Origin of the sequence: Flavobacterium cellulosilyticum (genome assembly GCF_004349355.1) — a bacterium.
GTDB classification, from domain to species: Bacteria; Bacteroidota; Bacteroidia; order Flavobacteriales; family Flavobacteriaceae; genus Flavobacterium; species Flavobacterium cellulosilyticum.
This window is the reverse complement of record NZ_SMFK01000001.1, coordinates 293,962-311,413: the sequence shown is the minus strand read 5'-3', so window position 1 is coordinate 311,413 and position 17,452 is coordinate 293,962. Positions and strand designations below refer to the sequence as shown.

Annotated in this window: 7 protein-coding genes; all 7 read left to right on the top strand. The window is 34.2% G+C overall.

Annotated features, from left to right (window positions below; genetic code table 11):
• Positions 1–251 precede the first annotated feature (251 nt).
• The 7 genes from E0F76_RS01200 (at position 252) to E0F76_RS01170 (ending at position 17,207) form a co-directional block, all read left to right on the top strand.
• Entirely contained in the window at positions 252–3,254 is a 3,003-nt protein-coding gene (locus tag E0F76_RS01200; protein WP_246021947.1) for a SusC/RagA family TonB-linked outer membrane protein, read from the top strand.
• Positions 3,255–3,265: 11 nt separating this feature from the next.
• Positions 3,266–4,741: a RagB/SusD family nutrient uptake outer membrane protein gene (locus tag E0F76_RS01195; RefSeq protein WP_132000512.1), complete on the top strand. Its 1,476-nt coding sequence runs from the start codon at positions 3,266–3,268 to the stop codon at positions 4,739–4,741.
• Between the two features lie 169 nt (positions 4,742–4,910).
• Positions 4,911–8,192, top strand: a complete 3,282-nt coding sequence (locus E0F76_RS01190; RefSeq protein WP_132000511.1) for a VCBS repeat-containing protein — start codon at positions 4,911–4,913, stop codon at positions 8,190–8,192.
• A 28-nt stretch (positions 8,193–8,220) separates the two neighbouring features.
• Positions 8,221–8,760, top strand: a complete 540-nt coding sequence (locus E0F76_RS01185; protein ID WP_132000510.1) for a hypothetical protein — start codon at positions 8,221–8,223, stop codon at positions 8,758–8,760.
• A 393-nt stretch (positions 8,761–9,153) separates the two neighbouring features.
• Positions 9,154–12,435, top strand: a complete 3,282-nt coding sequence (locus tag E0F76_RS01180) for a VCBS repeat-containing protein (RefSeq protein WP_132000509.1) — start codon at positions 9,154–9,156, stop codon at positions 12,433–12,435.
• 122 nt (positions 12,436–12,557) lie between these two features.
• Complete coding sequence (locus E0F76_RS01175; protein ID WP_132000508.1) at positions 12,558–15,743, top strand: SusC/RagA family TonB-linked outer membrane protein; 3,186 nt, start codon at positions 12,558–12,560, stop codon at positions 15,741–15,743.
• A 15-nt stretch (positions 15,744–15,758) separates the two neighbouring features.
• On the top strand, positions 15,759–17,207 hold the full coding sequence (locus E0F76_RS01170; RefSeq protein WP_132000507.1) for a RagB/SusD family nutrient uptake outer membrane protein: 1,449 nt from the start codon (positions 15,759–15,761) through the stop codon (positions 17,205–17,207).
• Positions 17,208–17,452 lie beyond the last annotated feature (245 nt).

The window sequence follows — 17,452 nt, the reverse complement described above, 5'->3', positions numbered from 1 at the left end:
CAAAACTATGTATAATCCTAAAAATTAAAAGATATGAAATGAAAACAGATTTATATTTTTTGTCAAAAAAAATAAAGAATCATCTGATTTGAAAAAATAATTTTTTGATGAAAAACCATCAATCTCTTTAGAAAAATTATTAACCCAGAAATTATTAAAGTATGATAAAATTATACTCAATGAAAATCAAAAGAACAATTTTTTAAATTCAAAACAATTTTTAAACCAACTAAAACCAACTAAATATGATTATGAAATTAAAATTTGCAATAATTGCATTGGTAATGATTTGCACTCACGATGTGATGGCGCAATCAAAGACCATTCAAGGAGTCGTTACTGACGCTGCAGGCGTTCCTCTGCCAGGTGCAGGCGTAAATATACTAGGCTCTAAAAATAGTGCTTCAACAGATTTTGACGGGAAATACTTTTTAAAAGATGTAAAAACTACTGACAAAATTACGTTCTCCTTCGTTGGTACGGTTTCTCAAACTATTACTGTAGGAAATCAAACCTCGATTAATGTTAAATTAGTAGAATCAACTCAAAGCTTAAACGAAGTTGTTGTTGTTGCTTACGGAACTCAAAAAAGAGCTAAAGTTACTGGAGCAATTTCAGTAGTTGGTGCTAAAGAAATTGCGTCAGTACCTATAATAAATGCAGAATCAGCTTTGCAGGGTAGAGCAGCGGGGGTTACTGTTATTAATGGCGCACCAGGAAGCAGTCCTACAGTTAGCATTCGTGGTTTATCCACAATGGGAAATAGTAGTCCTTTGTATGTAATAGATGGGGTTTTAACAGGAAACCTATCTGGATTAAGCCCTAATGACATTGAGACCATATCAGTTTTAAAAGACGCCTCAACAACGGCTCTGTATGGTTCTAAAGCTTTTAATGGGGTAATTATTGTAACTACTAAAAAAGGTAAAAAAGGAGCTGGAGTACTTACTTTTAATACTTATTTAGGATCTCAATCAGTTTCAAAAAGATTTGATGTTATGAATACGCAACAATACTTACAGTATGCTAAAGATTTAGGTAGTGATCTTACTGCACGTGCTGCCACTTTTGGAAATACAAATACAAATTGGCAAGATCAAATATTTCAAACAGGTTTGATGCAGGATTATAATTTGAGTTTTTCAAATGGAACCGATACATCATCTAGTCGCTATTCAGCAGAATATTTAAAACAAGAAGGTTCTATTATAAATACTGGTTATGAGCGTTATTCTTTTAGAGCAAATAACGAACAAACTATCGGAAAATTTACAATGGGAAGTAATATTGGTGTTTCGTTTAATAAAACGAATCCTGAGCGTAGTGCTGGTGGAAGAACACTATTAGAACATGCTATAAAAATGGCGCCTTACTTGCCTATATATAATGCAGACAATTTAGGTGGATACCAAGGACCTTCTGCTGCAGATGGACAAGATGCCGAAAATCCTGTACGTGTTCAAAATTTAGGAAATCAAGTAATAAATGGCTTATCTATAATTGGAAATATTTATGGAGAATTCGAACTTTATAAAGGATTAAAATTGAGATCACAAGTTTCTTTGGATTATTACACTAGAAAAGATCATACATTTGTTCCTAGTTTTAGAGACGGTTCAGCGCATAGCCAGGGGTACTCTACAACAAATGAAGTGAATCAATTTGGTCAAACTACAGTTTTTGATAACAGTCTATCTTATAAGACTACAATAGCTGAGCATCACAATATCGAAGCCATAGGGGTTGTTTCTAAAATTTCTGGAAAAGGGCAAAGTATAAATGCAAGTAGCCGTTATTATATTTCAAATGAAATTGATCAACTAAGACTTCAAGATGCCAATTTAAGTTCAAATACTTATGAGGAAAATAATTTAGGTTATATAGCTCGTATCAATTATGATTATGATGAAAAATACCTTGTAGCAGTATCAGGTCGTCGTGATGCTTCTTCTCGTTTTGGAGCAAACAACCGTTGGGGTAATTTTTACTCTGTTGCCTTAGGTTGGAATATTGCTAAAGAAAGCTTTATGAAAAATTCTATTTTCAGCACCTTAAAATTAAGAGCTAGTAATGGTACAACAGGAAATGACAGAATAGACAATTATCGTTATAGTGCTTCGTTAGCTGCTAACTATATTTATCCTATTGCTGGAGCTGCTGCAGCCGGTGTTACATTAGGTGATGCTCCTAATCCAGATTTGAAATGGGAGTCTAAAAATGATAGAAACATTGGTTTAGATTTCGGAATATTGGATGAAAAATTCACAGGTGCTATCGAATATTTTAATAATAAAAGTAGCGACATTCTTTTTGCAGTGCCTCTTCCGGCTTCTGTAGGTTCAGTAGGAGGAAATCAAATTGTAAATATTGCCGATGTTAAAACAAAAGGATTCGAATTGAGTTTAGGTTATAACGATAGAGAAGGCGATTTTACATGGTCAGCAACTGCAAATTTAGGAACAAGTAAAAATGAAGTGGTAAGTTTGGCCCCTGGCATAACTTCCGTATTAGCTGGTCCAGTACCTAGAGCAGGTTTAGAAAACTTCTCAAGACTTGAAGTGGGACAACCTTTATTCTATTTCTATGGTTTGCAAACCAATGGTATATACAAAAACCAAGCAGAAGTTGATGCTGTTTTTGGTGCAGGACAAACTGCTATTAAGCCTGGAGACATTAGATTTGTAGATAGAGATAATAATAAAGTAATCAACTCTGCCGACAAAACTAATATTGGAAATCCATATCCAGATTTTACTTATGGCTTAAACCTTACTGCTGGTTATAAGAACTTTGATTTCAATTGTTTTATAACTGGAGTTCAAGGGAATGATATTTTTAATGCACCTCTTTTTGATTTACAAGGAATGCAACGTTTGTTTAATGCAAGTACTGATGTTATAGGAAGATCTATTGTTGCCAATGGAGTTGTTACTAACCCATCCGCTACTTTGCCAAGAGCATTAGGCGCAAATCAAAACTGGGCTTCAGCAAGTGATAGATATGTAGAAGATGGTTCTTATACAAGATTGAAAAACATTACTGTTGGGTACACACTTTCAGGGAATTCATATAATAAATATTTTTCAAAAATGCGATTGTATTTAAGTGCGCAAAATCTTATTACACTTACTAAATATTCTGGTTTAGATCCTGAAGTTGCACGTGCTGATGGTAATGCAAATTCTGCTGGAATTGATTTAGGTAGATATCCACAACCAAAATCTGTAATCTTTGGACTTGACGTTACATTTTAAAATATAAAAACATGAAAAAAATAAAATATATACTTATATTATTGTCGGGAATTTTCGCCATAAATTCATGCGACACGAAAGATTTAGAATTAACAAACCCTAATGCACTCTCACCAGAGACTTTCTTTAAAACTGAAGCTCAGGTGCAATCAGCTGTAAATGCTGCTTATGCAAATTTGCAAACAAGAGGACTATACGGAAGACATATATTCTTTGCTTTAGACAACATGTCTCAAGAAAACAAAGGAAACCCGCAATTAGAAGGAAATAAAAGACCCTTTCTTGATTTCTCCTTCGATGCAAGTAGTGACATTATACAGTTTTATTGGGAAACTTGTTTCTTAGGAATATCAAAAGCTAATTTTGTATTAGACAATGAAGCTAAAATTAAAGAACTGCCAACATCAGTTCTTAGTGATGTGAATAAAAATAAATTTCTTGGAGAAGCTCATTTTTTAAGAGCCTACTATTATTTTCTTTTGGTAAACCGTTTTGGAGATTTGCCAATTTACACGAAACAAACTATTGAAGGTAACGCTAGAAGTCCAAAAGCAGATGTTTACAAATTGATTTCTGATGATTTTGATTTTGCTTCTAAAAACCTTTTGGCTATTAGTGTAGAACAAAAAGGAAGAGCTACGAAAGAAGCTGCTTTAGCTTATTTAGGAAAAGTGCAGTTGTATCTAAAAAAATACGATGAAGCATTAGTTACTTTGAATAAAGTTACTGGTTTCAGTTTAGAAACTAATTTCTACAACAACTTTATGGATGAAACGGAGCACGGTCCAGAATCTATATTTGAAATCGAATACGATGAAAAAATAGGAGTTGGAGACAAATGGGGTAGTGATATTTCAGGAACAGGTGCAGCTGAAGCAACTTTTAGAGGCCAAGAATATGGTAACTTAGGTTGGTACAATGTGTATCCATCTAGCAATTTATTAGACGAATATGAAGTTGGCGATAAGCGTTTTGGCGATACTTTTTATGTTCCCGGTTCAAAATACAACAATGGAAACAGTACAATGACAGCTGCTAATTTTGGTTCATCTGAAGGAAATAGAAGAGCAGGTTGGAAAAAATACCAAAATTATTACAAACGTACTGATGAAAACCAAGATTCAAGTATCAACTTTAAAGTAATGCGTTATTCGGATGTATTACTAATGAAAGCAGAATGTGAAAATCAAAGACCTTCAGGTGTTCAAACAGTTGCCATCGCATACATAAAAGAAGTTAGAGATAGAGCTGGATTACTTACAGTAATCGCTCCTACTAAAGATGCAGTTTTCAAAGCCATTATTCATGAGCGCAAAGTAGAATTAGCAGGTGAGCAAGTTCGTTTTGATGACATTATGCGTTGGGGAAATGCAGCTACAGAAATACCAGGAAGTGGTTTTAAAGTAGGTAAAAGTGAATTATGGCCAATACCAAACAGAGAGACTTCGTCAAACCCTAACATTAAGGGAAACAACCCAAATTGGTAAAAAATATAAAAAACTTTGGTTAGTTTGAGTTAGTATTTTTGGTAAACAGCGCATGCAAATGCGCTGTTTTTTAATGCTAAATAACTATCTAATAGTAAGAATAGAAATCAGTATATCACTATATTGTGATCATTAAATTAAATCTTTTTCTATTTATAAAAAATAACATATGCGCATACTTCAAGTCGTTGTTTCGATTTTTATTTTAACACTTTTAAATAGTTGTGACCATTCTGAATTAAAGAAAAAAACTTCAAATGCTGAAACCCTTTTTACTTTAGTTCCAAGTGAACACACACAAATAAATTTTGAAAATGTTGTTAAACAGGATACCCTTTTTAATTGTGTTCGATATATGTATGCTTTAAACGGAGGCGGTGTTGCTGTCGGCGACATTAATAACGATGGGTTACAAGATATATATTTCACTTCGAATCAACAATCAAATAAGTTATACCTAAATAAAGGAAATTTTGAGTTTGAAGATATTACACAATCAGCAAATGTCTCTGATGAATATGGCTGGACCACTGGAACTTCAATGATTGATATCAATAATGATGGCTGGCTAGATATTTATGTTTGTAAATCAGCTTCTTTAGAATCGAATGAATGGAGAAAAAATAAATTATTTATCAATCAAAAAGATGGTACTTTCAAAGAAGAAGCCCATGCTTTTGGTTTAGATAATGATGGTTTTTCTATTCAATCGTATTTCTTTGATTATGATAAAGATGGTGATTTAGATATGTATCTCGTAAATCATCGCGTTGATTTCCAAAACACTTTGCGTATTGAACAGAAAGAATCTCAAAAAAAATATCCAGAAACTTCCGACCATTTGTTTAGAAATGATGGAAACACTTTTACAGACGTTACCGTGGAAGCTAAACTTGTCAATAAAGCTTGGGGTTTGAGTGCATCGATTGGTGATTATAATAATGATGGCTGGCCCGATATTTATGTAGCCAATGATTATATAATGCCCGATTTTTTATACATCAACAACCACGATGGTACTTTTTCGAACCAAATAAACACCCGTTTCAAACATATTTCTTTCAATAGTATGGGAACGGATTATGCAGATATCAATAATGATTTTTTACCCGATTTAATAGTGTTAGAGATGTCAGCCGAAGATCATATTCGGAGTAAAGAAAATATGCCAAGTATGAATACTGAGGGATTTGAGAAAATTATAAAAGCTAATTACAATCATCCTTATATGGCTAATGTTTTTCAATTAAACAATGGTAACGGGACGTATAGTGACATAGGCCAATTAGCTGGCGTCTCTAAAACCGATTGGAGTTGGGCACCACTTATTGCTGATTTTGACAACGATGGATATAAGGATTTATTTATTACAAATGGAATTGATCGTAATTTTAGTAATCAAGATTATGCTCGAAAAGTAAAAAGTAATTTGGATAATAAAATTCACATGACCGTTCTGGATGTTGTAGATATGATGCCTTCAGAAAAACTGTCTAATTATGGCTATAAAAACAATGGTGATTTAACTTTTACGAACACGACCGAATCGTGGGGATTGGATAAAAAAGTAAACTCTAATGGGGTAGCTTATGCCGATTTAGACAACGATGGAGATTTAGACTTAATTGTCAATAATATATCGGAAAAAGCATCAGTTTATAAAAATAATTCTACAGGGAATTTTGTAAATATAAAACTTATCGGAGGACCGAATAACATCAATGCAATTGGAGCTAAAGTAAAAGTATTTACAGAAAAACTTCAACAATACCAGGAACAATACCCAACTAGAGGCTATCAATCTTGTATGACAAATGTTTTGAATTTTGGCTTAGGGAATGAAGATAAAATCAAAAAAATAGAGGTCGTTTGGGATAATCGATTGGTTTCTATTGTAGAAAATGAACAAGCCAATCAAACTTTAGAACTGAACATTAAAGATGCCGTTTTAACAAAACCGTTTGTTGCAAAAGCCAATAGAAATTTCACTAAAGTTGATCCTTTACAATTAGGAATCGCTTTTACACATCACGAAAATAGTTTCAATGATTTTTCGAAACAAGTATTGTTACCCCAAAAACTATCACAACAAGGACCTGCATTATCAGTTGGCGATGTAAATAAAGATGGATTAGACGATTTTTATGTTGGTGGCGCACAAGGACAATCCGGCAAACTCTATTTACAAAATCGTTCTGGAAAATTTGATGTTTCTGAACAAACGGATTTTGAAAAAGACAAGTCCTATGAAGACAATAGATCTTTGTTTTTTGATGCTAATAATGACGGTTATCTAGATTTGTATGTAACCAGTGGCGGCTATGAGTTAGTAGAAAACAGCCCTTTGCTCCAAGACCGCTTGTATCTAAATAATGGAAAAGGCAAATTTATAAAAAGTACATCATTACCTAAAATGTTATCATGTACAAAAGCTGTAAAAGCGGTAGATTTTGACAATGATGGTGATTTAGATTTAGCTATTGGAGGACATTGCATTCCAGGAAAATATCCATTAGTACCCAACTCCTATTTTTTGAGAAATGACAAGGGAATTTTCAAAGATGTTACAGCTACTGTTGCGCCTGAATTTTCGAAAATAGGAATTGTCAATGATTTTATTTTCTCAGATTATGATAATGATGGCAATAAAGATTTAATAGTTGTGGGCGAATGGATGCCAATTACGGTATTAAAAAACACCAAATCACAATTTAAAATTATTGACACACCGCAATTCAAAAATACTGAAGGCTGGTGGAACACAGTTTCAGAAGTTGATATTGATAATGATGGAGATTTAGATTATTTCTTTGGAAACATTGGAGGAAATAATAAGTTTCATCCCTCTGTCGAAAAACCATTGCATATTTATGGAAACAATTTTGACAATAATTCCACATATGATATGGTGTTGAGCAAGCTTTACAAAGGAAACCTTGTGCCCGTTAGAGGAAAAGAATGCTCTACACAACAAAATTCATTTGTTAGTAAAAAGATGCCCACTTTCAAAAGTTTTGCAACATCAAAATTAGCCGATATTTATGGAGATAAAGAATTAAAAGCTTCCTATCATAAACAAGCATTTCAATTCAAATCGGGTTACGCTATTAATAACGGAAAAGGTTCGTTTACTTTCAAAGAACTACCAAATACAGCACAACTGGGACCAACAATGTCCTTTGTTTTTGCAGATGTAAACAAAGATGGTTTTCAGGATGTTATAGGTGTAGGTGGGCTTTATGAATCCGAAGTAGAAACCATTCGTTACGACAGCAATGTTGGTTATATATTGTTAGGAGATACTAAAGGAAACTTGAAATCGTATAAAGATTTAAATTTTTACAATAGCGAAAATGCCAAACAAATGAAAAAAATACAAATTAAAGGAAAACAACATTTGCTTATAGCGAATAACGATGCCCCAATGAGTATTTTTTCGTTGGTAAAGTAAATTTAATAGAAACTCTTTTTAATCAAATATGAAGAAATTCGCATCACTCTTTTTAATCGTTACATTGTTTTATAATGTATTGGGATTTTATATGATGTTTGCTGACCAAAAAGAGCAATCGTGGGTGACTGCTATGGAAAAAACGGATGATTCAAAATTTGAAATATTTGAAATTAACATTAAACCCTATGCTTATATTGTGGATTCAGGATTTGAAGAAAAAAATGAAGATATAATCATCAATAATACCACGTACCACGTTTTTAAAAACAGAATACAAAACAATGTTTTAAAATTATATTGCATCAAAAATATCCATAAAGCGGCAATAAACAAAGACTTAAAAAAAATTGTTGATTCTCAATTATTTGAAACCAATTCCAATAAAGAAAATCCAACAAAGAAATTATTAAAATCGTTTATTAAGGATTACATACCCAACGATGAGGTTTGTTATGATTTCAATCTGAAAAATGGTTTTAAAGATTCTGTTTCTTCTAATTTACCTAATAAAAGAATCCATTCAGGACACCTTTTTATAAATCTTCCTCCCCCCGATTTTATTTAATTCCCAGTTTTTACAAAAAATAATTGAAACTATTCATTAGAGTGGTTTTAGATTTTGAGTTTCTTTGTAATTAGGGTAAATCAAATTATTTTGATTTCTAGAAATACACTAAAGAAAGAGATGAAAAATAAAAAAACAAACTGACTCGGGACAGATTACCAATGGTATTAGTGAAATAATAGCCACAGATTCACAGATTTTAAAAAATCTTTTTTAATCTGTGAATTCTATCTAACTCTTTTTCTTAATTAGTGTAAATCTGTGAAATCAGCGGTAAAAAAAGTTAGTAACTATTTGTCAAAGTCGCACCACTTTCTTTAAATCTGTGGCAAAAAAAAACGAAGCAGAGCTTCGAGTAATTAAATCTAAAGAAATTAAAAATAATCAACCAAAATGAGAAAATATATATTAAGTATTGTGGGCTTGCTATTGCTTATTAGCTGTTCTAATAATGATTCCGAGAACAAAATCTTTACGACCTTAGATCATACCGATACTGGAATTGATTTTAGTAATAATCTAAAAGAAACCGACTCCTTAAATTATTTTACCTATACCTATATCTACATGGGAGGTGGTGTTGCAGCAGGAGACATTAACAATGATGGACTTATTGATGTTTTTTTTACAGGAAATCAAGTGTCTAACAAATTGTATTTGAACAAAGGAAACCTCAAGTTCGAAGACATTACAAAAAAAGCTGGTGTTGGTGGTGATACTCGCTGGTACACTGGAGTAACAATGGCCGATGTCAATGGTGATGGTTTTCTAGATATTTATTGTAGTGTAGGAGGTAAATTTGGCCCAAGAAATAATGAACTGTATATCAATAATGGCAACGGAACATTTACAGAACGTGCCAAGGAATATGGCATTGATGATATTGGAAATAGTGTTCAAGGTACTTTTTTCGACTATGATAAAGACGGCGATTTAGATTTATTCGTAGCCAATTATCCTCCAACAAAGTTCAGCTCACCTACATTTGCCTATGTACAAATGATGCGTAATGTAAAAGACCAAGAATCGGGTCATTTGTATCGAAACGATGGCAATCATTTTACTAATGTAACCGATGCTGCAGGAGTGAAAGCCTATGGATTATCCCTGAGTGCAACAATAGGAGACATCAATAACGATTCATGGCCAGATATTTATGTGTCTAATGATTTCAATTCTCCGGATTTTATGTACATCAACAACCACGATGGTACATTTAAAGAAGTGGTAAATAATGCAACAGGTCATACCGCATTTTACGGAATGGGCGCTGATATTTCGGATTTTAACAACGACGGAAATTTAGATATTTTTCAAGTAGATATGGATGCCAAAGACAATCGCCGTAAAAAAGCAAATATGTCTAGTATGAATCCACAATTGTTTTGGGATGTAGTCAATGCTGGATTTCAATACCAATACATGCACAACTGCATGCAACTCAATTCGGGTGTGTACACAGATGGCATTCCTCATTTTTCTAATGTTTCCAGAATAACAGGAACTTCTTCTACAGACTGGAGCTGGGGTGCTTTATTTGCTGATTTTGATAATGACGGAAATAAAGATTTGTTTATTACTAATGGCACAAGGAGAGAGGTAAACAATAACGACTATTTTCATAGTTTAGAAGATCAAAATTTAAAACCTAATGACTTACTCAAAAAATCATTAGCGATTCCTTCTGAAAAAATAGATAATTTTATTTTTCAAAATAAAGGAAAACTACAATTTGAACAGGCCAATAAAAAATGGGGAATCGAATACAAAGGGTTTTCAAACGGTGTGGTTTATGCCGATTTAGATAATGATGGTGACCTAGAAATTATTACCAATAACATCGACGATTATGCATGCGTTTTTGAGAATACCAGTGCTAAAACCACTAATTATTTGACAGTACGTTTTAAAAGTAATTCAAAAAATAGTCAAGGTTTAGGAAATCGTGTGTACCTCAAAGTGAATGGAAGTACGCAAATGCAAGAACTTACTTTAACACGTGGATATCAATCCTCGGTGGCGCCAGAACTACATTTCGGAATCAACAAAGCCAAAACAATCGATGAGGTAAAAGTAGTTTGGGTCAATGGAAAAACGCAAGTATTAAAAAATGTAAAAGCCAATCAAATTTTGACTTTAAAGGAGCAAGATGCAAGGGAGGAAGCTGCTGCAAAAACTGTAGCTTCAAAAACATTGTTTTCAACAGAGAGTTCCATTTTTCCAGCTTATAAACATGAGGAAAATGCATACGACGACTTTAAAGATCAAGTTTTATTGCCGCACAAAATGTCTACTTTTGGACCTGTAATTGCTGTTGGAGATTTGAATAAAGACGGACTTGATGATTATTTTATTGGAGGTTCTGCAACTTTTTCTGGCAAAGTATTTTTGCAAACCAAAAATGCTTTTGTAGAGAAAAAAATTCAAGCCCTAGAAGATGATAAATCTAGTGAAGATACGGGAGCTGTGATTTTTGATGCCGACAACGATGGAGATAATGACATTTATGTAGTGAGTGGTGGTTATGAGTTTTTAGTAAAAGACCCACTACTGCAAGATCGTTTGTACCTAAATGACGGCAAAGGAAATTTTACCAAAGCACCTAAAGGAGTGCTTCCGGTGATGCTAACGAGTGGTTCAAAAGTATATCCAATAGATTATGATAAGGATGGCAAACAAGATCTTTTGGTGTTGGGCAGACAAGTACCGGGGCAATATCCATCTCCTGCAACTACTTATTTGTTGCACAATACTAGCACAACAAAACAAGCAAAGTTTGAAATTTCCAGAAACGCACCCAAAGAGTTTGTCAATTTAGGAATGGCAACAAGTGCTGTAATTACCGATTATAACAATGATAAATTGGATGATATAATTGTTGTAGGCGAATGGATGCCAATTCGTGTTTTCGAAAATACAAAAACAGGTTTCAAAGAAGTTTCAAATGCACTCGGACTTACCGTTGATACTACCGGATGGTGGTGGAGCATCAAACAAGGCGATTTTGATAATGATGGTGATATGGATTATATCGTTGGGAATAATGGTTTGAACTATAAATACAAAGCCACTCCAGAAGAAACATTCGACATTTTTGTAAAAGATTTTGACAACGACAAACACAAAGATATTGTATTGAGTTATTACAATGATGGCAAGCAATATCCCGTACGCGGTCGTGGATGTTCCTCTCAACAAATTCCTAACATCAAGAAAAAATTCAAAGATTACGAAAGCTTTTCAGAAGCTACTTTAGTCGATGTTTATACTGAGAAATCTCTTGAAGAAGCCTTGCATTACAAAGTGAAATCTTTTGCCAGTATTTATTTAGAAAATAAAAACGGAAAATTTATTGTTCACGAATTGCCTATCGAAGCGCAACTTTCTTGCATCAACCAAATTATGGTAGATGATTATGATAAAGATGGTAATCTAGATGTTTTAATCACTGGAAATATGTACAATTCTGAAGTAGAAACACCTCGGAATGATGCTGGTCATGGTTTGTTTTTAAAAGGAAATGGTAAAGGAAAATTCCGTTCTATATCCGCTGTTCAAAGTGGGTTTTTTACTCCAGGCGATGTTAAGAATATGGAAAAAATTAACGTAAAAGGAAAAACCTATCTTTTGATTACCAAAAACAATTCATTTTTACAAAGTGTTAAAATCAATTAAACTTCTGATTTTTTCGAATTAGTGGCAAAATAATCTTCAAAGAAAAAAATCAATTAAACAGTATAGCTCAAATCCAGTGCAATTATCCGCACTGGTTTGGTTGTACTTTATATGCAAAAAAAATGAAACAGCTATACATACAAGGTTTGTTAGCTTGGCGGACAAACATAAATCAATTTTTACTATTATTTTTTCTTTTAGTTTCGATATCGGTCTTAGGGCAAAAAAGCACCATAAAAGGAGAAGTGGTTAGCATAGATAATAAGCCCATCGAAGCAGTAACCGTGCAAATTATAGCAACCAAGGAAAATGAGATAACAGATACAAACGGATTTTTTTCGATATCAACATCCATTTCTTTTCCTATAACTATCCGAGTATCCATGCTAGGGTATAGCACCCAACAGCTAGTGTTAAAATCCAACAAGCAATTCAAAATTACTTTGTTTGAAGATACCAATCAGTTGGGAGAGGTTTTGATTTCTAGTGGGTATCTGGTTCAAAAAAAGGCGGCTTTCTCTGGTTCGGTTTCTACCGTTTCGGCCAAGCAATTGCAAAATAGGCCATCTACTAGTTTTGATCAATTGCTAGGAGGGCAAGGAACAGGTATCGATGTCATTCAATCTACCAGTGTGTTAAATAATACCCCAGTCATTCGGGTTCGTGGTTTAAATACAATTACATCTGGACTTTTTCCTTTGATTGTGGTCGATGGAGTTGCGGTTTTTACAGGTTCATTAGGAGGTTTTGTGGGGAATAATCCACTTTCGAGTATAAACCCCAACGACATACAGTCTATCGATGTGCTCAAAGATGCTTCGGCAGCCGCCATATACGGCTCAAGAGCAGCCAATGGTGTGATGGTTATTACCACCAAAAAAGGTGAAAAAGGCAAAACCAAATTCAATTACAACAGCTGGTACAGTAGAAGCACTCCTTTTAACTTACCCAAATTATTAAATGCAGAAGACTACACCATGATAAAAAACGAAGCCTTGGTCAATGCGGGTAAGGCGCCAGGTTTTTTTCTGGCCAAGAATCCCGATGGGAGCACGGTAGATACCAATTGGTATGATGTGGCTTATGCTCCTGGTTTATCGAGCAATCAGAATATTAATATTTCGGGAGCGAATGAGTCTACTCAATATTATTTTTCGGCAGATTATAGCAACCAAAATAGTTTTATCAAAAACAATACTTTTCAAAACTATATGACTCGATTGAATATCAGTCATGCTGTTAATGATTTTGTGAGAGTCGGAGTAAATTTCTCGTATAGTAATGCAAAAAATGTTGGGCCTAATACTGGTGCAGTTGCTGGAAATACTTTGACATCATCGACATATAATACAGAATATATTACAAATGAACCTTTGGGTAGAATGACCTATGTCTTGCCTCCGAACGTACCCGTTTACAATCCCGATGGTTCTTATAGCATTCAAAATGGTATCAGTGTAGGTTATGGAGCTAATATTCCTGCGAATATAGGAAGTATAAATGCCTATAATTTGGCCATGGTGCAAACGCTAGATTTGACTACTTCCTTAAGTAAATCGATGTTGGGGAATTTGTTTGGAGAGATTGATTTATTAAAAAATCTAACTTTTAAAACTAGTTTCGGATTGAATGATATTGGAATTGAAAATAAATTAGTTTTAAATCCAATTCACGGTGGAGGAGCTTCGTACAATGGGGTGGCCACGAATATTGCTACCGATTTAACACGTACAGATTGGGCTAATACACTTAATTATAAAGCCTCTATTCAGAACAATCATACTATAGCTATTCTTTTGGGTCAAGAACGAATAAGTACTAAAATGAATAGTTGGGGAGCATCACAAAGCAACATCACCGATTCGTATTATACCAATTATCAAGGAAGTTATGCTAATATTTCGCCTTTGGGTAATGAACTTACAGAAAATGCTTTGTTGTCGTATTTTACCAATGTAAACTACAATTTCAAGAGCAAATATTTTATGACGCTTAATTATAGAATAGACGGCCTGTCTGCTTTATCCCAAGGGAATAAGTACGGTAGTTTTGGCGGAGGTTCTGTTAGTTGGAATTTGTTTGAGGAATCTTTTTTTAAAAATTCAAACATCAAATATTTTTTGGATAATCTAAAAATTAGAGCCAGTTATGGAATTGTTGGTAACAGTGAAATAGGGAGCTATCCTGCAATAGGTACGTATAATTCGTCTACATATGGAGGTGCGCCCACCTTAGGATATTCTCAGACTGCCAATCCCAATCTAAAATGGGAAACCAGCTCTAAACTCGATTTGGGATTGAATTTTACCATGTTGAACAATCGTGTTTCTGTAGAATTTGATTATTTCAACAACAAAATACGCAATTTAATTCTAAAAGCACCTCAAGCTCTTTCGGCAGGAATTCCGAACAATTATATCAACGAAAATGTGGGCGGCATGTACAATACGGGTTACGAAGTTGGGATAAATGCAGTTGCTATTAACACAAAAGATTTTAATTGGAGCTTGAATTTAAACCTTTCTACACTTAAAAATAAAGTAACGTCATTGGTAAATGATGTTTTTGTGCCAAGTGTTTTTGGAGTTCAAAATATGACTAGAGTAGGTTATTCTATTGGGTCTGTTTTTGCAGTGCCTTGCAATGGGGTGAATCCAGCAAATGGTCAGATGATTTTTGTAAACAGAGAAGGCAGAGAAGTGCAGTACAATCATATTGGCTCTCCAAAATGGACTTATCTTGATGGAAGCGCAGCGCCAGCAATAGATAATTACAAAGATGGAGTGATTCAAGGACCTTCTTTACCAAAGCTATTTGGAGGATTAAACAATACTTTTCGTTATAAAAATTTTGTTTTGGGCGTAAACCTAACTTTTGCCCAAGGCAACAAATTGTACAACGGTACAAGAGCGACCAATTCTGACCAGCGTTACTTTAATAACGGAGAATTTATAAAAAACAGATGGACAACGCCAGGACAAATTACCGACATTCAGAAATTATATTATGGGGATAATGTGTCGGCAGGATTTTCATTTTCAAGCACATCAAAAGTAGAGGATGGGTCATATTTAAAATTTAAAAATGTGTCTTTAGGGTATAATGTGCCAATGGATGCCGCTTTTTTAAAAAATACGTTTAGCTCTATTTATGTCTATCTGCAAGGAAATAATTTGTACACCATAACTAAATATAGAGGTTCAGACCCCGAGGTTTCTATCAATGGTAATTCAATTAATTCAGGAAAAGATCAAAATGTTCCACCCAATGCTCAAGTATATACGCTGGGTTTAAATATTGGATTTTAATTTAAAAGAAAAAAAATGAAAAAATATATTCTAATAAGCTGGCTTGTTCTGATGTTTGCTACTGCTTGCAATGACGATTTGTTAAACACCCAACCCCAAACGAGTATCCCCGAAGCCATTGCATACAGCACGCCCGAAAAGATTTTGGCGCAAACCAATAATTTGTACAAGCAATTGCAAAATCAAAGTTTTTATGGCGGGAGATTTATTGTTTTTAATGAGCAACGCGCCGACCAGTTTGGTCAAAATGATGGTAATGCCGCCACCGGTTCCGCAGTTTGGAATCAGAATATGGCATCGACAAATGATTTTGTAAACAATGTGTGGTCGGTGGGTTATACTGCCATAAATGCTTCGAATATTCTAATTAGCAAGATGAATGAAACCAATGTAATTCCTGGCACTTTGGCCAAAAATTATATTGCCGAAGCCAAGTTTATTCGTGCCTTTTGTTATTTTAGTTTGGTTCAAACTTATGCCAAACCTTATAATCAAGACAAAAATGCTTTGGGTTTGCCTTTGCGATTAACGCCAATTACGACTTCGGGAAATAATGATTTGGCTCGAAGTACGGTGGATAAAGTCTATACGCAAATCCTAAAAGATTTAGACGAAGCCGAAATTGATTTGCCGTTGAGTTACAGCACGTCCTTGTTGAATGCTTCAAGAGCAAAAAAAGTCACAGCGATAGCATTAAAAACAAGGGTTTTATTAGTGCAGAACAATTTTGAAAAAGTGATTGCCGAATCCCAAAAAATAGTATCTGCCACAGCTCCTTTTCAGTATACAGGAGAAGGTTTGACCCTAAAATTAGAAGCTAGTTTTGCAGGTCTTTTTGGAGGTAGTTATACCGGAAGCGAAGCAATTTTTTCTATTCCTTTCGCAAATTCAACCACAGAAACTCCTGCGGCGCAATTTGCCTTAGCTTATAATTATGTAACGCAGCCAATTCTCTTTTTAGCTGCTGCAGGTGTGGCAAGCGATCCTGCATTGAATTCAAGTTCGGATGCTCGTGCAAGTTTAATTGGTACCAATGTGGCCAATCAAAAAATAGTAAAAAAGTTTAATGTCACAACAGCTCCATTTAGAGATTATGTGCCTGTTATTCGCTATGCAGAAGTTTTGCTAAATTATGCCGAAGCTGCTGCCAGCACCAATGATTTAGCTACCGCATTAGCCTTACTAAAAGCAGTAAGAAATCGTTCGGACCCTAATTATTTGTTTCCCGTAATTGATGTAGCAACAAAAGAAGGGCTTATTGCAACTATTCAAAAAGAACGGGATATCGAATTTTTGGGAGAAGGTTTCCGTTTGATGGATTTGCAAAGAAAAGTGCAAACCTTGCCTGCCAAAAAAGGATCTATCGGTACAGCTCCTTTGGTGTTGCCATCTAGTAGTAATTATATTTGGCCTATTCCGAGTGGCGAACTGGCAGCAAATAAATTAATAGTACCCAATCCATAACAAAAAACAGTAACATGAAGAATCACATGGGTTTTGCGAATGAGTAGGCGATACCAATGTGATAAAGGCCTGTTTTTTTTAAAACACTTGCTGTATAAGGGCTTATTTGCTATATCTGCTTCATTTGTTTTATAATATGCTTGATTTGTGCCATTTTGATAGTTGTTATTCTTCTATTTTTGGAAACACATTAATTTAGAGTGTTTTTTTTAATTTCAATTTAAAAGGCATCTAGGAGTTCAATT

Excerpts from the sequence above, each read along its gene's own strand:
- E0F76_RS01200 (WP_246021947.1), top strand. The coding sequence starts at position 252 with ATGAAATTAAAATTTGCAATAATTGCATTGGTAATGATTTGCACTCAC.
- E0F76_RS01195 (WP_132000512.1), top strand. The coding sequence starts at position 3,266 with ATGAAAAAAATAAAATATATACTTATATTATTGTCGGGAATTTTCGCC.
- E0F76_RS01190 (WP_132000511.1), top strand. The coding sequence starts at position 4,911 with ATGCGCATACTTCAAGTCGTTGTTTCGATTTTTATTTTAACACTTTTA.
- E0F76_RS01185 (WP_132000510.1), top strand. The coding sequence starts at position 8,221 with ATGAAGAAATTCGCATCACTCTTTTTAATCGTTACATTGTTTTATAAT.
- E0F76_RS01180 (WP_132000509.1), top strand. The coding sequence starts at position 9,154 with ATGAGAAAATATATATTAAGTATTGTGGGCTTGCTATTGCTTATTAGC.
- E0F76_RS01175 (WP_132000508.1), top strand. The coding sequence starts at position 12,558 with ATGAAACAGCTATACATACAAGGTTTGTTAGCTTGGCGGACAAACATA.
- E0F76_RS01170 (WP_132000507.1), top strand. The coding sequence starts at position 15,759 with ATGAAAAAATATATTCTAATAAGCTGGCTTGTTCTGATGTTTGCTACT.